Source organism: Bacteroides uniformis, assembly GCF_025147485.1.
Classification (GTDB): Bacteria; Bacteroidota; Bacteroidia; order Bacteroidales; family Bacteroidaceae; genus Bacteroides; species Bacteroides uniformis.
The window spans coordinates 366,708-388,720 of sequence record NZ_CP102263.1; the positions used below are offsets into that span (position 1 = coordinate 366,708).

Consider the following 22,013-nt stretch of genomic DNA (forward strand, 5'->3'; position numbering starts at 1 on the left):
GATTGGGGAATCATTTAAATACAATATCCTATGAAAACAAGATATACTTTTCACACAGTATTACTGATAGCCCTATTGCTTGGCGGCCTCTTCCATTTCTCCGCCTGCACCTCTGACTCAAAGAGAGCCGAAACACAGATAAGTGTCTCCACACCACCCCGCCCTGCCGGACAGACCGATGTAGTGGGGCTGACCTGCGAACCTATCGAAACCGTGCGCATCGGATTTATCGGTCTGGGCGCCCGGGGTACCGAAGCCATCCGCCGCTTCACCTATCAAAAAGGAATCCAGGTAAAGGCTCTGTGCGACTTGAACCAGTTCCGAGTGGACAGCTGCCAAAACATGCTGAGTCGCGCCAACATGCCCGAAGCAACCACCTACTACGGCAGTGAAGATGTCTGGAAACAAGTGTGCGAACGCGATGACATAGACCTTATCTATATAGCCACCGACTGGATACACCATGCTCCCATGATGATTTATGCTATGGAGCACGGAAAACACGTGGCTTGCGAAGTACCCGCCGCCATGACACTGGATGAAATTTGGAAAGTGATAGACACCGCAGAACGTACCCGCAAACACTGCATGATGCTGGAAAACTGTGTCTATGACTTCTTTGAGATTACCACCCTGAACATGGCGCAGCAGGGTCTTTTCGGAAATATCACCCATGTGAAAGGAGCATACAACCATTGTCTATACGATATCTGGCCGGACTATAATGCCGACTGGCGCATGCAGTACAACATGGCCCACCGGGGAGACGTATACCCCACTCATGGAATGGGTCCGGCATGCCAGTTGCTGGACATTCACCGGGGCGACCGTATGAAGTATCTGGTGGCCATGGACAGCGATCCCGTTTCCCTTCCCGATTACCTGGATAAGCACGGAAGGACCGAAGATGCCAAGAACTTCCAGAACGGAGAAGTCACACTTACCTTGATACGTACAGAAAAAGGTAAAACCATCCAGATTGAGCACAACGTGGCCTCCCCCCGCCCTTACAGCCGTTTGTACCAATTATCCGGAACACAAGGATTTGCCGATAAATATCCGATGGAAGGATATGCTCTGGAAAGTAAGAACCTTCCAGAAACCATCACCAGCGGGCAGACCTTCACTGCCCACGAATACATGCCCGAAGCTGCCAAAAGCAGACTGATGGAGCAATACAAGGACCCCATCATCAAGGACATGGAAGAAAGAGCTAAGGAAGTGGGTGGACATGGCGGAATGGACTTCATCATGGATTCACGCCTCATCTACTGCTTGCACAACGGTCTGCCGCTGGATATGGACGTCTACGACCTTGCCGAGTGGTGCTCACTCATCCCGCTGACCAAACTCTCCATCGAGAATGGTTCGGTTCCCGTAGAAGTGCCCGACTTCACACGGGGAGCATGGAACAAGATACAAGGCTATCGACACGCTTTCGCCCAATAAGAAAAAAGCCATTTTATGAAACCGACCTTTTTATCTCATTTCTTAACACCCATACTGTTGTTCTGCGGGGTAGCTACGCTACCCCTGCAGGCACAGTCCTATAAAGACCCCACACTCTCGCCCGAGGAACGTACCACCGACCTTCTCCGACGGATGACACTGGAAGAGAAAATCGCCCAAATACGCCACATTCACTCCTGGAATATCTTTGACGAGCAAGACCTCAACGAAACCAAGTTGCAAGAATTCGTAGGTGACTTGTGCTGGGGATTTGTAGAAGGATTCCCGCTGACTGGAGAAAGCTGCCACCGGCACATGCGGCGCATACAAGAATATATGGTGAAGCATACCCGGCTCGGAATTCCGGTCTTCACAGTTGCCGAAGCCTTGCACGGTTCGGTACACGAAGGCTCCACCATCTACCCGCAGAACATCGCACTGGCTTCCACTTTCAATCCGGAGCTGGCCTACCGTCGTGCCGCAGAGATATCCAAAGAACTGCATTATCAAGGCATCCGTCAGATTCTGGCACCATGCATAGACGTGGTGCGCGATTTAAGATGGGGGCGTGTAGAAGAGAGTTACGGCGAAGACCCTTTCCTGAATGGCATCTTCGCTTATGAAGAGGCAAAAGGCTATCTGGACAACGGAATATCCCCTATGCTGAAACATTATGGTCCGCATGGCAACCCGTTGGGAGGTCTCAACCTTGCCTCGGTCCATTGCGGTGTGGGAGAACTGCATGATGTCTATCTCCAACCGTTCAAACGGGTTGTCACCTCCCTGCCGATACACGCTGTGATGTCCACCTACAATTCATGGAACCGTGTCCCCAACTCCTCCTCACACTATCTGCTCACCGAGGTCCTGCGCAACCGCTGGGGCTTTCAAGGGTATATATATTCTGACTGGGGAGCCATAGACATGCTACACACCTTCCAGCGTACCGCCTCCAACCAAGCGGAAGCAGCGGTGCAAGCCATTGTTGCCGGATTGGACGTAGAAGCCTCCAGCGAATGTTTCCCACATCTGGCTGCACTGGTCAAGGAGAAAAAAGTAGATGAAGGGATTATCGACAAGGCAGTGAGCAGGGTTCTTCTTGCCAAATTCCGTATGGGATTGTTCGAGGACCCTTATGGAGACAGATTTGCAGGACACTCCTTGCACTCGCAGGAGAATATCCAGGTAGCGCGACAGATAGCCGATGAATCTACCGTCCTTTTGAAGAATGACAAGGACCTGCTACCGCTAAACCTATCTCAGTTGAAATCCATTGCTGTCATCGGACCGAACGCAGACCAGGTGCAGTTTGGAGATTATACTTGGAGCCGTACCAACCAAGATGGCATCACCCCGCTGGAAGGCATACGCAAGCAGGTGGAACCGGTCGGCATAAAGATACGTTATGCCAAAGGATGCAACATGATGTCCATGGATACCACGCAAATTGCGGCGGCTGTTGAAGCGGCACGGCAGAGCGATGCAGCTATTCTGTTCTGCGGCAGCGCTAGCGCCTCGCTGGCAAGGGATTACCACGAAACCAACTGCGGAGAGGGCTTCGACCTTACCGACCTTTCTCTGACAGGTGCCCAAGGGAAGTTGATACAAGCCGTCCATGCCACCGGGAAACCGGTCGTGCTGGTCTTGGTTACGGGAAAGCCTTTCGCCATCGCATGGGAAAAGGAGCATATACCCGCCATCCTTGTACAATGGTATGCAGGAGAGCAGGAAGGCAGCTCCATCGCCGATATTCTGTTCGGAAAGACAAATCCTTCCGGCCATCTGACCGTCTCGTTCCCCAAAAGCAGCGGACATCTGCCTGCCTATTACAACCACTTGCCTACGGACCGGGGATTCTATCATAAACCGGGAAGTTATGAACAGCCCGGTCGGGACTATGTATTCTCCTCTCCCGGTCCCTTATGGGCCTTCGGGCACGGACTGACCTATACAACCTTTGAGTATGCGGATTTGCAGATAGAACAAACAACGGATTCGGTAAAAGTCCTTGTAACAGTGAAAAACACCGGAACACGGGCGGGTAAAGCCGTACCGCAACTCTACGTAAGGGATGTGTTTAGCTCCATATCCACCCCGGTCAGGCAGTTGAAAGCGTTTCAGAAAGTAGAGCTGAAACCCGATGAAGAAGTTCAAGTCCCCCTGCACTTTGCCATCGAAGATTTAGCCTTTACTAACGAAAACGGACAGACGGCAGTAGAACCTGGTAACTTTGAGATACAAATGGGAGATGCTTCAGACCATATCTTGTTGAAAGACATCATCAGTATAGGAAAGACCTCTGCCGATGGGCACCAAACAGAACAAAGACAAGCCGGAAAAGAAATAGGTAAAGGAACCATTATATCCATCAAAGGCATGGTGCGCGATGTGCAGGCCACTCCGGCAGACAGAGTGGAAATCTACTCTACCGCACAGCAACGGGTGGTGGGTGTCACTGATAAAAGCGGCAGATATACCATAGAGGTACCGGAAGATGATATACTTGTTTTCCGCAAATCCGGATATCTAAACGAGGAGGTCAACGTGGCTGGAAAGAGCAGCATTCTGATTACAATCAGAAACGGAACAGACCTTTAGCCGTGAACGTGAAAGAGTAAGGGAGAAGAATCAAAAGACAATAGGTATTCATGCACGAGATGTACATCTCATCCTGTACGAGATATACATCTCACGCAGCATAAGATGTGCATCTCGTACATGAAAAACAATAATGTTTCTATCGGGAAAGTATAGGTTCCCACCCATTATGGGATAAGGCTCTCCATTTCAGTCTATTCCGTCACCAACGGACGCTTACGCCAATCGTCCTTCACATAGCTGTCGGGGTAGACCGTCTTATCAATGATTTCACCACCTTTCAGACGAATCCAGGTGGTGAAAGTACGGGCGCCTTCCTTCATCACAATGACACGTGCACCGTTGGGAAGGTGGTTGTACTCAGTATTGCCACCTGTGAAACGGCCGTAGGCCAGAAGGATTCCTTTCCACATCACGGCATAGTCGTTGTCATGGTCGTGCCCGACAAACATACCCATCACATCACCGGCCTCTTTCATGGCAGTGAACATGCCCGTATTCAGTTCCGGAGCGCAAGCCTTTTCCATGCGGGTACCTATCAGTATGGCGTTCTCGTCAGAAGCGGCTTCATTATATTCCGGCAGAGGGATATGAAAGAATGCCAGTGCAGGCAAAGGTTGCCCACCGTTTTTTGCTTTATAAGCGGCACTCTGCTGGCGGTACCAGTTCACCTGGTCGAAAGTGAGCCAGTCGTACCCTTTTACATCGGGCAGTTTGGAGTAGGAATGGGAATCCAGACAGTAAAGCAGGGCTGCATCCTTCTTGCCGTCCGAGGATTTCAGTGTGAGGACATAGTCGGGGGATTCAACTCCGCCACGGTCGGGTTGGATATTGAAAGGCATGGAACGGATAACATCATAAAGTTCGGCACGTGTTTTTCCCTGCTCGTTGTCGTGGTTACCAAAGGTTACGACAAAAGGAATCTTACGGTCCGTAGCATAGGAAAGCACCTTGCGCATGGCCGTATCGGCAGGTGCGGCATAGACCACATCGCCGGTAAAGACTACTAAATCGGGGCGCTCAGCATCGAGCACCTCGCCAATACGCTTCAAAGCAATGTCTGAAGCCGGATTACCATACTTAAAGTGGATGTCTGTAAACTGGACGATTTTAAACTCTCCGTTCTTGTTGAACTGCAAAGGCGATACTTGTGCCGGGCAGAACAAGGAGGATAAAAGTGTCAGACAAAAGGCCAAAGAGATTTTCTTCATATAAGTGGATGATTAAATTGAGTTGATATTATTATTCCTTTACTATCAATACAGTGGCATAGGCGGATATACCTTCCTCTCTGCCCGTAAAGCCAAGTTTCTCCGTGGTGGTGGCCTTGATGGAGATGGCATCCTCATCTATTCCCATCACCGCGGCAAGCGTACGCTGCATTTCGGGAATATAGGCCTTCAACTTAGGCCGCTCAGCGCAGATGGTGGCATCAATGTTACCTACCGAATAGCCTTTGGTAGCTATCAATTCTATTGTTTTCTTTAGCAGAATCTTGCTGTCTATGTTCTTAAACTCACCGGCAGTATCAGGAAAATGATAGCCGATGTCACGCATATTCGCCGCTCCCAGCAATGCGTCACAGATAGTATGGATGAGCACGTCCGCATCCGAGTGCCCCAACAATCCCTTTTCATGTTCCAAGCGAATACCGCCTAGCCAAAGCTCGCGCCCTGCCACCAGCTGGTGGACGTCAAAGCCAAAACCTACACGTATCTTCATATCGTTGCTTCTTTAAGTTGACACGAAAGTACGGAATTTATATCTGAAAAGAAAAATTTTCATCTTCTTTTAAATGAAAAAAGGAACTGCCAAGCCATCCAAATGATATATTTCAGTTGAATAGCGTAAGCAATTCCTTTAAAAACAAATTATTCTTAAAATCTAATACCTATTGTTTTTTACCTACTTCTTTACGCTAAATTTATAAATACAAGTATGAGTATATTTTTCTTCCGGAGACAAATAAGTTGAAGGGAAATTCACATGATTAGGACTATCCGGGAACTTTTGGGTTTCCAAAGCTAAGGCCTCTCTATATTTTATAGTTTCACCATATTTACCTTTCACCTCACCATTAAAAAAATTCCCACTATAAAACTGTAACCCGGGCTGGTCAGTATACACCTCCATCAAACGCCCACTTTGCGGTTCGTACAAAGAAGCTATCAATCTTACTTTCGCCTCAGTTCTCTTCAGCACCCAATTATGATCATACCCCAAACCATTCCGTAACTGCTCATCCTCCATATTTATCCTGCTTCCTATCACTACTGGATTACGAAAATCAAACGGAGTTCCATCTACCGAGACAATCTCTCCTGTAGGAATCAATAAGCTATCAACCAAGGTTATGCTATCAGCATTAATGGTCAAGATATGGTCAGTAATCGTTCCACCAGACTCACCTTTCAAATTAAAAAAGGCATGATTAGACAAGTTTACAACCGTCGGCTTATCCGTAGTAGCTTCATATATAATTTTAAATTCATTTTCAGATGTCACAGAGTAACGAACCTTAATATTAAGCGTACCAGGAAATCCTTCCTCATTATCCGGTGAAACGTATGAAAAATCAATGGACTTATCAGAAATCCTATCAACATTCCATACTCTCATATCTAATCCTTTCAATCCTCCATGAAGGGTTTGTCCATTATTATTAAGAGGCAATTGATATTGTACACTGTCTATCATAAACCTTCCTTTTGAAATACGATTGGCATATCTTCCTACAATAGAACCCAAGAAACGTTCCCCTTCATTATTCAAATAGCGATCTATATTTTCATAACCTACAGCTACATCTGCATACTCTCCATCTTTATCAGCCGTCCAAATAGAAACAACCCGTAACCCCAAATTAGTGACTTGTACAACAAGTCCATTACCAGAGTCTATCGTATACAATGAAACAAGTTTACCATTCACCTCCTTTTCAAAAGCAGATGCGTTTAACAACGAAATTTTCCCACTGTCTTTTGGAACACATGAAAACAGAGACAGAAGCATTATAAAAGTAAACAAATATCCCTTCATATTCTTTCTTTGCTATAAATTTATTCAAATTCGCGACCCTACCTAAATAGAAGAGGCTCTAATTGCCTCCATAATATTGGCAGGAGGCCGTTTATTATTTAATTCGTTTTTCATGAAATTCATATACGGAGCCACATAATCAAAAAATTGATAATATCCTTTACATAAATAATTTAACCCAGACTCACCCAATTCAGTTTTACAAAACCGGTTCTTTGGACATTCACCATTACAAGCAAATAAGAATTTACAGTTTTTACATTGTCTTGGTAAAGACCTATACTTGTTTTGTCCAAATTCCAATTGCTTCTCTCCATAAAACATCTCTATCAATGTTTTTGAATAAATATTTCCTAATTTATACTGAGGGAACACAAAATGGTCACATGAATACACATCACCATTAAACTCCATTACCCCTGCATGCCCGCACGTTTTTCCCATTGTGCATATGCCTGGATTTTCACCGACCCAATTCGCCAAAGTTGCGTCAAATAACTGTATGTAATACTCACCGACATCATTATGCACCCATTCCTCAAAAATAGTACATAAGAAATTTCCCCATTGTTCAGGCGTAACAGAAAATTCCATCAATTCAGGAGTATCCTCTCCAATTGTAGCCAATAGGCGTCCGTCATTATGCCTAAAAATACGTTCGACAATAGGAGTAAACTGTATATAACGACATCCTATCTCTTTAAAGAAATTATAAAACTCCAACGGATAGTCTGCGTTGAGATTATTAACAACAGCCATAGCATTCCAATCAACCCCATATTTATTCAATAAATGGATTCCCTTCATCACCTTCACAAAAGAGGGTTGTCCCTGCTTATTCCTTCGATATCTGTCATGAAACTCTTGAGGGCCATCAATAGACACCCCTACAAGCCAATCATTCTTTTTTAAAAATTCGCACCATTCGTCAGTCAACAATGTACCATTAGTCTGTATGCAATTGCTAATTGTTCTTCCGTGAGCATACTTCTGCTGCAACTCCATAGCCCTCTTATAAAAAGCAAGGGGACGCATCAATGTTTCTCCTCCATGCCACGTGAAAAGAATCTGAGGCATAGTTTGAGAATTGATATATTCCTCAATAAACTTCTCTAATAGCTTGTCATTCATTACATGTTTCGGCTCATCTTTATACAATTTAGACTTTTCCAAATAATAACAATAACTACAAGCTAGATTGCATACAGCACCAACCGGTTTAAGCATTACATACAACGGATGGGCAAATGGTGCGAAAATTGCCATATCTTCTACAACTAAAATAAAATATTACACAAATAAATATACAAGCTCAATGAAACAAATAATTGTGTTCATTTCTCCTAAAACGATAACGCTGGCGTGGTATTGGCAAAGGGTCATGCGTTGAAATATCCCATCTCAAAAGTTCCTCTATCATTTCATTTTTTACTTTATTAAATTTCTTGTCAGAAAACAAATTATTCAGTTCTGAAGGATCCGCTTTGAGATTATAAAGTTGACCATTAGCATTCATATCATAAACCAGTTTCCAATCCCCCTTCCGGAGCATGCGCATCGTTCCACTTTGTGTCCATGTATTAAGTTCATCAAAAAATAATCCCTTTTTACCTACTGCCCCCTCTTCCCTATAGTCCGTGGCATCCACCTTCGTATAATACATTCCGCCAAATCCATCTTGAGCCATGACGCTTCTGAATTCTTGTTCCGGATATTCTTTCCCTTGTAAGAGCGGCCAAAGACTACGTCCCTGCACTCCCATTGGAATTTCAGCTCCTATTATTTCACAAATAGTAGGAAAAATATCAATAATACTCACATGAGCATTGTGAGGAATAGCAGATGCTTTAATACCAGGACCAGTCCACTGCATAGGAATACGCGTAAGAACATCATCAAGTCCTACCCCTTTTTTCATTAAACCGTATTCGCCTACATAGTCACCATGATCTGCAACAAATATAATTATCGTATTATCATATACTCCGTTTTTCTTCAGTTCCCCGACAAAGCGTGACAATTGGTCATCTATCATACGCAACATTCCGTGATAATTTGAACGTAAGCGCTGCAGATTTTCCCTATATCCGACATGCCCTTGTGCCATCATTTCGGCTAATAATTGATATTCCTCGCCTTTAGTATTTAAATCTTTGGCTGAACTTCCCATTTCAGGAAGTGATTCTGGAGGAAACATTGAATAATAGGGCTCGCAAACTTGATAAGGATTATGAGGCTCAGCAATCGAAAACCACATCAGAAAAGGTTTATCCTTATGCGAATCAATCCAATGACAAGCATCATCTACCATCCGATAAGGCAACTGCGCTTCTACTCCATAAGGGGATGGTTCCATACTGGCATACATATCCAGAGTTCCCAAATACCGGTCAAAAGCCTTTCCTTTCTCACTCTTGTTCCTTGACTCCTGTCCACCGTGATTATACGGACTCCAATAATCCACCCGGTCAGCAGTAAGATGTGAGTGATTTTTTCCAACCATAGCAGTGGTGTATCCTTTTTCTTTAGCTACATCAAAAAGATCCTTTGTATAGTAGGCATCTTTTATATTATGATTGGACTTAACATGGGTCGCACTCGGAAATCTTCCGGTCAACATTGAAACACGTGCCGGACCACTGGCTGGAGCAGAGGTATAAGCACAGTCAAACCATGTACCATTTTTGGCCAGATTATCGGCAAAAGGCATCGTGTTCAGCGGATATCCTTCCCGTTGTAACAAATCAACACGCAATTGATCTGCCATAATAATGATGATATTGGGCTCCTTCGTTACTTCCTGTGCAGAGATAGAAGATAAAACTGAAACTGAAACTGAAACTCCTGCCAAGATTTTCTGCCTAACATTACTTTGCATAATCAAATATAGTTATTATTCAATACAAATTATTTCACAAGTGTTTTATTATTTAGGAGAAGGAACAACCATACAGCGTTTCGCCCATTCTTCATATTGTTTTTGCATCTTCGCTAACCTATCTGGATATTTGTCAGCAACATTGTGCATTTCGGTTCTGTCCTCATTAAGATTATACAGTTCCCACTGTGCTTTGTTACCTGGCTGAATTATTTTCCATCCGTCTTTAGCAATAAGAGCTTTTTCATTGAAATGTTCGAAGCCCAAATATTCATGTCCCTTCCTTTTACTACCCTTTAAAATAGGAACAAGACTCTTACCTTCCAACGGAAGAATTGAATTGCCTTGATATTTTTTTGGATATTTGGCCTTTGCCAAGTCAATGCACGTAGCCATTATATCTATTACATGTCCCGGCTGATTTGTAATTCCCCCTTTTCCTTTATTTATACCTTTGGGCCAGAAGGCTATCAAAGGTGTATTGATTCCTCCCTCATAAGATTTCGCTTTCCAAAAACGGAACGGCGTATTAGCAACATTAGCCCATATCGGCCCGATAGATGCATAAGAAAGCTCGGAACCCGGCAAAACTTCTTTCTTACGAGGATAAATAATCTTTTCTCCAATGCGAGTCATATCCGGACGGTCATTCTCTCCTTCGCTGTAGTTTTGACAAACCTCACTACTACAACCATTATCGGACAAAAACAAAATCAATGTATTGTCTAATTGATTATTCTTCTCTAAAGCATCTATCAGTTCACCAATTCCCTGATCCATTCTATCCACCATGGCAGCATGTACAGCCATTGCTCTTGCATCCCATTCTTTAGTCGGATTATCTTCCCATTTTTTAGGACTTTGACGAGTAGTCAGAAAATTATCTGCACCTGAAAATATACCCAGTTCTTTCATTCTCTCATAACGTTTCTCCCTAATAGCGTCCCATCCTACTTTATAAGTATTCTCATATTTTTTTATATCCTCAGGAAGAGCATGCAACGGCCAATGAGGAGCGGTATACGACAGATAAAGAAAAAAAGGTTTATCTGCATTCGCATATCTATTTACATAAGATACAGCACTATCAGACAAGGCACGTGTTATATAATAATCTTTAGGTACATTTCTTACCGGAATGTCACCATTGACTAAACTGAATGGATCAAAATAATTTGCAACGCCATAAATAATCCCATAAAAATCATCGAATCCACGATTAACCGGGTAACATGCCTTATCGGCAAAATCTTCATGGTACACATGATGAGCAAGCCATTCACGCTGGTCAGACTTCAATGGAGTTTCAGCGATATGCCATTTACCTACCATTCCTGTTTGGTAACCAGCCTCTTTCAGAACCTCTGCTATAGTAACTCCATTCTCTGTCAATTGTCCTCTATACCCCGGCAAGTTATCATTAAATGTCATCCGTCCGATACCCGCTTGATGAGGATACAATCCAGTAAGTAAAGATGCCCGCGTAGGACAACTACGACTTGCATTATAAAAACTATTGAATCTTATCCCTTCTTGTGCCAACTTATCCAAGTTGGGGGTCTGAATTTCTCCTCCATAACACCCCATATCAGAGTAGCCTAAATCATCGGCAAGAATTACTATTATATTCGGACGGTTATCCTGCTGGGCATAAGCATACATGGAAGTCAATGTTAAAGCCCCGAAAGCTGTTGTATGTAATAACTTATTCATTATATTTTATATTTAATTGGTTACGATTATCAGTTCCTTACCTTCTTTCAATTGACTATGAGATATGAAATAACTATCTAATATTTTCTCTCCATATCTAATCTCATTTATCTTCTCTCCAGCTCCTTTCCTAGTTATTATGAAATCCGTCCCATCCAGATTAAAAATAACCTTCTCAAATAAAGGAACAGTCACAATATATTCTGGATCAGCTGGCGAGTAAGTATACAGACCGATAGCATTCAAAACATACCAAGATGACATCTCACCAGCATCATCCATACCAGAATAAGCCAATTTCTTAGGTCCCATCCTATAATAACCATTCAGAACTCTATTCAAAAGTTTCTGCGCTTTTTCCTGCTTATCCACAAAATAATACATATATATAGAACTGTGCCCCGGCTGGTTTCCATGGCAATATTGTCCAATAAAAGTTGTCAAATTATGAGCCTCATACCCATCCCATGGGATCATAAACAAAGAATCAAGCTTGTTTTCAAATGCTTTCTTACTTGGATAAAGTGCTATGAATCCCTCCGAATCATGCGGAGCAAAGAATGTAGATTGCCAACCATTCGCTTCACGGTACATATATTCATAAAAAGGTCTTTTAGGATCAAATGGTGTAATCCATGTTCCATCTTTCAAACGTCCGCGCATAAACTGGGTTGAGGGGTCGAAAAGATGTTTGTAACTATCAGTCCTTTTCATTAATTTTTCATAGTTTTCGCTATCGCCCAACTCTTTAGCTAAAAGTGCAGTAGCGTAGTCATCATAAGCATACTCTTGTGTTTTAGTTACAGCAGCTTTAGCTACAGTTTCCAATTTAGGGTTCGTAATATCATCTTCCGAAATCCATCCTTGCTCCATATATTCTTTAATGAAACGTCTCCCCCCCATTGGACCTTTACCACTACCTTCCACAAAAGCATTATTAAGCAATAATTCATAAGCTGCCTGTACATCAAAATCACGTATTCCCCTCAAATAACTACCTGTTACAAATGTTGACGCATGATCACCGTGGAAAAAGGTAGGCATAAACCCACCGATTTTTCCTCTATCCGTTATTGATTTTATAACATCTGTTGCCACATCAGGTGAAATCATTCCCAATAAAATCAATTTATTACGATAATCATCCCAAAAAGATGGATTGCTATAATAGCGAAAACCTTTATTTACGGTATTTCCATTTGCATCCACAAATTCTCCATTTGCATCACTAAGAAGAATGGGCCATAGGAACGAGCGGTAAAAAGTAGAATAGAATGTCTCTTTTTCTTCTTCCGTACCTCCAATTACACGTATCTTAGACAACAATTTTTCCCATGATTCCTCTGCTTCAGTTCTTACCTGACTAAAACTCTTAGCCAACATTTCACTTTCTAAATTTTCTTTGGCATTTTCTACACTGACATAAGAAAATCCCACTTTTAGCTCAAGCGGTTCCGCTATATCATCATTATCTAAGAAATTCACAACACTAACTTCTGTTTCATCATCTTTCAAGGATTCTATATTACGAATTTTATGATTAGTTACCGCATAGAAGTAGAAAGTAGATCCGGCTTTCTGATATCCTATAAAAACATTATTATCCCTTTTTTCCAATTTCCAATCTTTTACATGTTCATTCGAACGAGCAAGATCAGCCAAGAGTTTTTTATTCTTACCGTCCTTATAGGTATATTTATGATAGGCACAACGCAATGTAGAAGTTACCTCAGCATTTATATCATATTTTTCAAGGTAAACTTGATAATAACCGGGACTGGCCGATTCATGTTCATGACTATAACTGGAATAATACGTCTTAGGTTCCACTTCTCCACTAACACCAATAAATGGAACATAACAGAGATTCCAATGTCCCTTACTAGTATGTACAAAAGCATATATAACAGTATCTTCATATTGGTAACCCGAACCACTCCGCCACATTGTTACGGGAGTTACTTGTACCATTGAGTTCGGCAAAGAGGCACCTGGATAGACTTCAGCTCCCCACGCCCGTCTGGTTGGCTTATACCCTAATTCAGTACTATCCCACAAAGTTGCAGTTCCGATAAAGGGATTAACATAATCAGTCAATCGGTTCGATTTTTTAGCGACAGAACAACCAACTAAAACGCATAGCATATTTAGCAAGATAATATATTTGACAAGTTTCATCTTATTGTATTTTTAATGTTTCTTGGGATTCCATTTATGCTCCAAAGCTCTCATTTCAGTTTCTTGCCCCTTATCACCTTGTGAGTCCATCCATCTCTGCAATTGCCGACGCAACTTTTTCACTTCAGATGCATATTTTACATCATCAATCAAGTTATGCATTTGATAAGGGTCGTTTATTATATCATATAATTCTTCTTTAGGACGATATTGATATTTATGGATTTGCTGTTTTGCAAATATATCATTTTCCGCTTCATTTATCCATGAAAACCATACAGGATCTTGTTTGCGAGTGATTATATTCTGGAAAGGCACCTCCGGAGTTAAATTTAATATATAGCTGAATTTGTCATTTCTCACACTGCGAATACCGTAATAATCTGCCCCATTCGCAATGCCCCTCGTTGTTTGTATGCCAAATACATATTCCTTATTTGTCTTTTTTCCTTTTATCACAGGCAGAAAACTTTTTCCATCAAGACCTTTGGGCACTGATGCACCAGCAATATCAAGCAGGGTAGGTGTGACATCTACATATTCACACATGGCATCCGTTTCACTTCCAGGCATAGTGACCCCTTTCCAACGTACAATAAAGCCAGTTTGCAAACCAGCATCATAACAAGTCCATTTGGCAAACGGAAATTGATGCCCTTGTTCACTTGTAAATATAAACACTGTGTTTTCATCCAGATTATATTTCTTAATAAGTGCATCAATTTTGCCAACATCCGTATCCAGCTGATTAATTTCGGCAAGATAATTAGCATAATTCTTCCTTGTCTCTTTTGTATCGACAAGTGTTGGAGGAAGCGTCAACTTCTCTGCATCAAAAAGCGACCGATTGCCTCTTGTCCAAGGAGAGTGTGGATCATTTGAAGCCAGATACAAAAAGAAAGCTTGTTTCTTTACTGCAACATCAGCAATAAAAAGCTCTAAATCCGGAATATTCAGATTTTTATAGTCACCACTCAAATACTCAAAAGGGAATGCCTCCAAAGGAGCAATATGCCGTTTACCTTGCATGGCTACCCGATAACCTGCCTTTTTCAAATAATACGGAAGCGTCTTAACTCCTTCATCAATAAATGTATGATTAGGATATGCACCCGACTTCACTGGATAAAGTCCTGTCAACAAACAATGTCTGGTAGGGGAGCTCATAGCCGTAGCCTGAAAAAATCGGTTGAATTTCAAACCTTCAGATGCAATTCTATCAATATTAGGAGTTACGGCATCCGGACTCCCATAGCAACCGAGATCCCCCATACGGCAATCATCAGCTATAACCAAAATAATATTGGGAAGTGTATTCTGGGCTACCGCGGATATACTCGAAAGAGTTACACCAGCCATCACCAACAATTGCGTTTTACAGATATTCATAACATCCATATCTAAATTATCAATATTATACCTTTATTCTGCAGATAAAGAGTTACATATTTTTTTATTAATTTCTCTAACTCTTTCTTCCTCTATTTTTATGGCCTTGCGATCATAAGTCATCAGTCCATTCACTTCCACCTCAACATCGGTCGTTTGTGTATAAACAGCACCCGACACCCCTCTAGGGACAAGTTCAAGCAAGCTTTCCCCAAACTTTACATATTCATCAGTAACTTCTTTAGTGTTTTTAAACTGCACATATCCCCAGTTCTTATTAGGTTGCCAAAGGTGCCCCTTCATAGGTAAGCCAATACCACCATATTCCCCAACCACATTTACCTGAGTGGGTTCATACATCATCAACTCCGGCCGGGGATACCGATGTATATCCAAAATATCACCCACCTTATAATAATGATTACCACCACTAGCAGCATTTACCAATCGGGAAGGGTCATAATACTCTGTCCATTCTGCTATTTCTTTTGTTTTGAATTGTCCCCAAGCCTCATTGAAAGGAACCCAAACAACAATAGAGGGATATGGCATAAGATAGTCCATTATTTCTCTCCATTCTTTCTTAAAATTCTCTTCTGATTCAATGGAGCGTTCGTTCTCCTTACCATCAAAATAATTATATTGAATCCATTTAGGAGAATTATCACCACTCGGCATATCTTGCCACACAAGAATACCTAGACGATCGCAATGCGTATACCAGCGTGCAGGCTCTACCTTTATATGCTTACGAATCATATTGAACCCCCAATCTTTCGTTTTCTCAATATCATATGCCAGAGCTTCGTCTGTCGGAGCTGTATATAATCCATCTGGCCACCAACCTTGATCCAAGGGACCAAACTGGAAACAGTCTTTATTATTGAGCTGCATACGCATAATACCATCCTTATCCTTATGCATTGAGATTTTACGCATTGCAGCATAACTCTTAACTTTATCAGTCTTCTTCCCCTTATCTAACAAAGTTACCTCCAAATCATATAAGAAGGGAGATTCCGGAGACCATAACTTAACATCTGCAAGAGCAAGTTCCAATGTTTCCCCTACAACACCCTTAGTCATTGCCACTATGGTATTCTGTTCCTTCAATACAATCTGCACGACATCCGACGATGTAGTGTTTTGTGTACCAACTTTCACTTTCAAGTTCTTATTATCAATATCTGCAACAGAAACTACATTAGATATATATTTGCTACTTACCGGCTCTAACCATACCGTTTGCCAAATACCAGAAACCGGAGTGTACCAAATAGCATGGGGATTCTTTACTTGTTTCCCTCTAGGTATATACGATTCATTTGTAGGATCCCAAACCTTCACTACAAGCTTCTGGCTACCTGATGTCAAAAAAGGAGTTATATCAAATTTAAACGGTACATATCCCCCTGTATGTGTACCAATTTTCACATCATTCAAATATATCTCCGCTTTCCAGTCAACTGCTCCAAAATGTAAAAGAATATTCTTACCTCTCCAGCTAGAAGGAATATTGAAAGTTCTCTTATACCACAATTCTTTCTCTTTACCCAATTCTTTCTGCACACCAGAAAGACTTGATTCAACAGCAAAAGGAACAAGTATCTTTCCATCAAATTTTTGTGGTTCTTTTTGTCCGAAGGGTAAAATCGCATATTCCCATAACCCGTTAAGGTTCAACCAGCTGTCCCGTTCCATAATAGGACGGGGATATTCCGAAAGTATATTATCAAGATTAAGCGTTTCCGCCCATGCAGTCTTAATCTTATCACCTGCAGGTTTCCACTGAGCCGACATAGATATACTTAAAAATAAGAATGCAATAAATATTAATTTAGTTTTCATCTGATACCAATATTATTAAGTGTTTATAAATTCTATAATAGTAATTATGTCTATAACTATAGCAATCCCTTATTGAATACTGTTCAGTAAATCAGTCTTACCTTCATTCACCAGTTTCAATATTAACTCACCAAACAGTGTATTTTGCCATGCAAACCATGCACGAGTAAAATTAGCAGGATTATCCTTATGAAAAGATTCGTGTATGAAACCTGTATCTGCATCTGTATTCATAAGCGTCTTAACACACCATACAATTTCCTTATCATCCTGGCTCGTAAATGCTTTCATCATAATACTCATGGGCCATATCATATCATAGCCAATATGGGGACCACCTATTCCTTCACCAGCCGTTCCCTTGAAGAAATAAGGATTATCCTTACTCCACACAAACTTCCGTGTATTCTGATATATAGGATCATTGACATCCACATCTCCCAAATATGCCATTGACAAAAGACTCGGAGCATTAGAGTCATCCATCAAATATTGATTTCCAAAACCATCGACTTCAAATGCATATATCTGTCCATACTGGGGATGATTGCAGACCGCATATCTCCTAAGAGCATCCTCCACTTCCTGTGCCAAATGCACACACTCCTCAGACATAGCCGTTTCCTTATTCACTGTTACCAAAATCTCAGCAGCCTTACGCAAAGATGTTACTGCAAAGAAATTAGATGGAATCAAGAATTGATAAGTTGTCGCATCATCTGAAGGTCTGAAACAAGATACAATCAAGCCAACTGGATTCACTGGATTACCCAATCCATTATTGTTCATTGTATCCAATTGCCGTTCTGTTCTACGCTGAAATCTATAAGGACCTACTCCATTTTTACGTTGTTGCTCCTTAAAAGTTTTCAGAATATTTTCAATAGCTTGTAGCCATTCTTCATCAAATATACTTATATCACCAGTCGTTTTCCAATAATGATAAGCCAATCGTAGAGGATAACAAAGAGAATCTATTTCCCATTTCCTTTCGTGCAACCCCTCTTTCATGTCAGTCATATCCCGCATCCACTGATGATCCGGATTGGGGTCATAAGGGTCCAAAAATGCATTCGCATAGGGATCTATATTAATGCACTTGAACTGCCGCCGAATAACCCCTGCAAGCATCGCCTTCAACTCTGGATCTTGATTAGCCAGCTGTACATAAGGCCATACTTGCGCACCCGAATCACGAAGCCACATAGCATGTATATCTCCAGTATAGACAACCGTATCATCCTTACCATCTGTTTTCCTATAACGCACTGTAGTATCTAACGTATTCGGGAAACAATTTTCAAACATCCACGCCAGTTTAGGATTAGTCAACTCACTTTTAATTCTGCGTATTTCGGCCTCTACAGCTTGAGAAACAAATAGTCTATCTTGAAGTAAAGGGCGTTTGGTCTTATATTTTAGAGCTGTAGTAGCTACATGTGTATTATCTTTGGACAATACATAATCTGAAGCCTGAGCATTGCTTCCAGTAGCCAATACCATGGCCAATATATAAAAACTAATACTTCTATTTTTCATTTTTTCTTTATAATTTATAGATTACAATTTAAGATTGCAAGGCGTGCATACATTTCTACCATAGCAGCCTGCGTCAACAACCATTTTTTCGGGTCGCAACATTCTCCACTATAATCCACACCAAACAAGCCATATTCATCTCTTGCATGAAGCCATGCATAATCCAGACTTTTAGCAAATTCCGTCACATACATATCATTTTTATCCAAACTATATAACTCTGCAAAACCTCGTAACATAACGGCAGAAAACCATACATCTCCCTTTTTCAATAAACGGATCTGCTTTCCACTTGCCGTTACATAGTCTCTAAAAAAATAATCATAACATGACTTTGCTATTTTCTGGGCATCGATAAGATATACCGTATCTTTTGTCAACTTATATTGAATCGCCGCAGACTGCATCATTTGTCCGCTATTATAAGCATGCTTTGCCGGTCCAACACTTCCGTCAATATTTATCCGATCAAAATACAAATAATCAGTCTTGTCTTGAAGATGTTCCTTTGTCCAACTATACATTTCCTTTCCCTGATAAAAATAAGTACTGTCTTGAGTTGCTTCAAAAAGTTTGAATGCAAGCACCGAAGCAGGAGCATTGGTACAAGTATTCTTTGAAAACTTCTTTTGTTCACACCAATAGATGCCTCCATCAAATGTATCATCCATGCCACTAAGAATAAAACTCCAAATCATCTTGGCTTTGCCCAAGTACTCCTTATCCCTTGTTAACATATACAGATTTGTAAACTCAATGCCTATCCATATATTATCATCATAATAACGATCCGATTGATGAACAAACGTCACATACGACGCATAGGCATGTGGTTCTCTTTTTATATCATAATATTCTTCTAAACCGGACAATACTTTTTCCTTCAACAATCTATAAAGTTTTTTATCCCGTGTAGCCTCGTATAAAGCATTCACAGCTGAGAAGGTACCCGAATAAGGCCATAAATAAGAATAGTCTTTGGGAATGCTGTTCCGTTTATCAAACAAAATCTTTTCAGAAGCTTTGTCAAAAGGAAATGTTTCCCGCAGCAAGCACGAATTCGGAATAGAATAGTTCTGATAGAGGGAGTCCAGAAGTATCCGGGCTCTCTCTAAACAGACATTTTTCTCCATTCCACTGTTTTTTTCATTATTCTCCACATTACAACCAGCCAAACTGACGCCAATGATAAAATTAAAAACCAAAAACAGTCTCAAGAAGAAGTTCGTTCGCATCACAATCATTAACTATGGTTTTCTTATGATAGTTATAGTACGGCTCTGTGTAGCCAAAGCAGTTTTAACTCCTCTATTAGAACGTACAGTCCACTTTAGCGTAACCTCTTGCCCGGCAGCGGCACCCGCTTTTTCTGCAATGCTATTCAACACAGTTGGTGTAATTGTAGCTCCAGTACTCAAACTCTTGTTGTCAGAAGCTTGAATATGGACCGGAGAAGAGAAATTCCCTTCCGCTTTGTCAAACAACACATCATAATACACAAGGCTATAACCATCTTGCGCCTCAGCCTCTTCCCATTCAAACAAGACATTACCCGATGATTGCAGATCAATACGGCTATTATCTATCGGTACTATAAGAGCTTCTACTGCCGTAACATTCAAATCTTCAAATTCTTTGGTATCATCGCACCCCACAAAAATCATCATTATTCCCCAAAGCGATGCTATAAGGATAAACAATAAACTATTTCTCATCTTTTCAAAATTTAATTAATAAAATCAATAACCAGGGTTTTGCCCCAAATTAGGATTAATCACCAATTGCTGTCTCGGAATAGCCCATAGATAATCACGATCCTTATTAAAGCTTCTATCACGATAAGTAAAATACTCCAATTTACCTTCATTCAATTTAAATTTTGCACCCCTAACCGGTTCATTCAACACAGTTTCAGCAATCTTCCAACGACGGATATCATAGATGCGGGTTCCTTCCAAAGCAAGTTCAACACGACGTTCATCCCTAATAATCTGGCGTAAATCTCCATTAGCAGGATAATCCATTGCCGCCGAAGTATTATCAAATCCTGCCCTCTGACGAAGCCGCTTGATAGTCTTGTCCCAGATATCTGAATTCATTTCACCAAGTTCATTTTTAGCCTCTGCATACATCAATAGGACATCGGCAAAACGCAATGTTATGAGATTGATATTACACTGCCATGAGGTACCAGTAGTCCATGCCTCTTGATTTGTATCATAATATTTGCGATAAAAGTATCCGGTATGTCCTCCGTTTTCGCGTCCGATCTTATCCAACGTATTATTTTTAGGATCATTCGGATCCACATTTACAGTAATCGCATTGCCTTCTTTATCCTCAATGACACTGCCATGATGCACAATAGTCATATCAAAACGTGGGTCACGGTCAACATAATCCCCCTTACTTTCATCCCATTTACTGCCATCCTTCATTAAATAAGTATCTACCAAGCTTTGAGTCGGGCTTGCCAATACGTACTGTACCAGCGGTAGACTAAAAGGAACATAAGTAGAAATATTACCCCAAGTTCGTTTTTCGGGAACATACTGAATATCCAGAATGATTTCTGAGTTGTATTCATTTTCCTTGAAAAAGAGTTTCTGGTAATCAGGGAAAAGTTCATACTTACCGTAATTATCTGTATTAATAAGCTTTTCTGTATATTGCACAACCTTTTCCCATTCATTGAAGTTCAATGCAATTCTTGCATTCATTGCCATCGCCGCACCAGCAGTAATTCGGCCTCTATCTGTAACGTCATACTCTTCCTTTGTAGGAAGTATCTCCGCTATTTCCTCCAATTCTTTATGTATCCAAGCTACAATTTCAGACTGAGTTGTAGGAGAAATAGTCTTTGCAGTTGCCTCATCGATATCCTCCGTAAAGAAAGGAACATCTCCGTACCAGTTTGTTGCTTGAAAGAATAAGAATGCCCTGACAAATCGTGCTTCCGCTTTCATCCGGTTTTTACGACCTTCGTCCATAGGCACACGGTCTATATTCTCCAAAAGAGTATGCGCCGTTTTAATGCCGCTATATATACTTTTCCACACATCATCAAAAAGAGCAGTAGATGACGTTGCTTGTCCATTGCCAATAGTCTTCACAGCATCACCTCCATAACCATTATAGAGATTGTCACTCAATCTTTCATCGCGAAAGAGCCAATCTGCCGAATTCATTTGCTTGTAAGCCATATTCAGCAAAGCCGATGCATTTGCTTCAGAAGTCCAATAAGTCTCATCCGTATATTTGTCAGTAGGAATCACATCCAGTTCGACGCAGCTCAACATTGACAGCATGCAAAATAAGGATAGACACCAGGATGAATATCTAAATAATATTGCTTTCATAATTTATATTACATTTAATCATT

At 41.2% G+C, this 22,013-nt stretch carries 15 protein-coding genes; 2 read left to right on the forward strand and 13 right to left on the reverse strand.

The window, feature by feature from the left end:
* The first annotated feature begins 30 nt into the window (after positions 1 to 30).
* Both NQ510_RS01505 and NQ510_RS01510 read left to right on the forward strand, forming a co-directional pair.
* Positions 31 to 1,449: a Gfo/Idh/MocA family protein gene (locus tag NQ510_RS01505; protein WP_005829667.1), complete on the forward strand. Its 1,419-nt coding sequence runs from the start codon at positions 31 to 33 to the stop codon at positions 1,447 to 1,449.
* Positions 1,450 to 1,464: 15 nt separating this feature from the next.
* Entirely contained in the window at positions 1,465 to 4,047 is a 2,583-nt protein-coding gene (locus tag NQ510_RS01510) for a glycoside hydrolase family 3 C-terminal domain-containing protein (protein ID WP_005829665.1), read from the forward strand.
* A gap of 194 nt (positions 4,048 to 4,241) precedes the next feature.
* Here NQ510_RS01510 and NQ510_RS01515 read toward each other — a convergent pair whose 3' ends face one another.
* The 13 genes from NQ510_RS01515 to NQ510_RS01575 form a co-directional block, all read right to left on the reverse strand.
* A complete protein-coding gene (locus tag NQ510_RS01515) occupies positions 4,242 to 5,258 on the reverse strand; it encodes a metallophosphoesterase family protein (protein WP_005829660.1) in 1,017 nt (338 codons plus the stop codon).
* Positions 5,259 to 5,289: 31 nt separating this feature from the next.
* Positions 5,290 to 5,769, reverse strand: coding sequence for a 2-C-methyl-D-erythritol 2,4-cyclodiphosphate synthase (ispF, locus tag NQ510_RS01520; RefSeq protein WP_005829658.1), 480 nt, complete (start codon positions 5,767 to 5,769; stop codon positions 5,290 to 5,292).
* Positions 5,770 to 5,952: 183 nt separating this feature from the next.
* The gene (locus tag NQ510_RS01525; RefSeq protein WP_005829656.1) at positions 5,953 to 7,086 is read right to left on the reverse strand and encodes an aldose epimerase family protein; all 1,134 of its coding nucleotides are present in this window, start codon (positions 7,084 to 7,086) and stop codon (positions 5,953 to 5,955) included.
* A 42-nt stretch (positions 7,087 to 7,128) separates the two neighbouring features.
* Positions 7,129 to 8,352, reverse strand: a complete 1,224-nt coding sequence (locus NQ510_RS01530; RefSeq protein ID WP_005829655.1) for an anaerobic sulfatase-maturation protein — start codon at positions 8,350 to 8,352, stop codon at positions 7,129 to 7,131.
* A gap of 46 nt (positions 8,353 to 8,398) precedes the next feature.
* Positions 8,399 to 9,964, reverse strand: a complete 1,566-nt coding sequence (locus tag NQ510_RS01535; RefSeq protein WP_005829653.1) for a sulfatase family protein — start codon at positions 9,962 to 9,964, stop codon at positions 8,399 to 8,401.
* A 48-nt stretch (positions 9,965 to 10,012) separates the two neighbouring features.
* Complete coding sequence (locus NQ510_RS01540; protein ID WP_172679948.1) at positions 10,013 to 11,626, reverse strand: arylsulfatase; 1,614 nt, start codon at positions 11,624 to 11,626, stop codon at positions 10,013 to 10,015.
* A 63-nt stretch (positions 11,627 to 11,689) separates the two neighbouring features.
* On the reverse strand, positions 11,690 to 13,855 hold the full coding sequence (locus NQ510_RS01545) for a GH92 family glycosyl hydrolase (RefSeq protein ID WP_005829649.1): 2,166 nt from the start codon (positions 13,853 to 13,855) through the stop codon (positions 11,690 to 11,692).
* A gap of 12 nt (positions 13,856 to 13,867) precedes the next feature.
* Positions 13,868 to 15,253 carry a sulfatase family protein gene (locus tag NQ510_RS01550; RefSeq protein ID WP_005829647.1) on the reverse strand — a complete coding sequence of 462 codons (1,386 nt, stop codon included), beginning with the start codon at positions 15,251 to 15,253 and terminating at the stop codon, positions 13,868 to 13,870.
* A gap of 24 nt (positions 15,254 to 15,277) precedes the next feature.
* Positions 15,278 to 17,092 carry a glycoside hydrolase family 2 protein gene (locus NQ510_RS01555; RefSeq protein ID WP_005829645.1) on the reverse strand — a complete coding sequence of 605 codons (1,815 nt, stop codon included), beginning with the start codon at positions 17,090 to 17,092 and terminating at the stop codon, positions 15,278 to 15,280.
* Positions 17,093 to 17,161: 69 nt separating this feature from the next.
* The gene (locus tag NQ510_RS01560; RefSeq protein WP_005829643.1) at positions 17,162 to 18,631 is read right to left on the reverse strand and encodes a glycoside hydrolase family 125 protein; all 1,470 of its coding nucleotides are present in this window, start codon (positions 18,629 to 18,631) and stop codon (positions 17,162 to 17,164) included.
* Positions 18,632 to 18,645: 14 nt separating this feature from the next.
* The gene (locus NQ510_RS01565; RefSeq protein ID WP_369739246.1) at positions 18,646 to 19,866 is read right to left on the reverse strand and encodes a glycoside hydrolase family 76 protein; all 1,221 of its coding nucleotides are present in this window, start codon (positions 19,864 to 19,866) and stop codon (positions 18,646 to 18,648) included.
* A gap of 12 nt (positions 19,867 to 19,878) precedes the next feature.
* Positions 19,879 to 20,346, reverse strand: coding sequence for a SusE domain-containing protein (locus NQ510_RS01570; protein ID WP_005829639.1), 468 nt, complete (start codon positions 20,344 to 20,346; stop codon positions 19,879 to 19,881).
* Between the two features lie 24 nt (positions 20,347 to 20,370).
* Positions 20,371 to 21,990: a RagB/SusD family nutrient uptake outer membrane protein gene (locus NQ510_RS01575; RefSeq protein WP_008664258.1), complete on the reverse strand. Its 1,620-nt coding sequence runs from the start codon at positions 21,988 to 21,990 to the stop codon at positions 20,371 to 20,373.
* Positions 21,991 to 22,013: the final 23 nt, after the last annotated feature.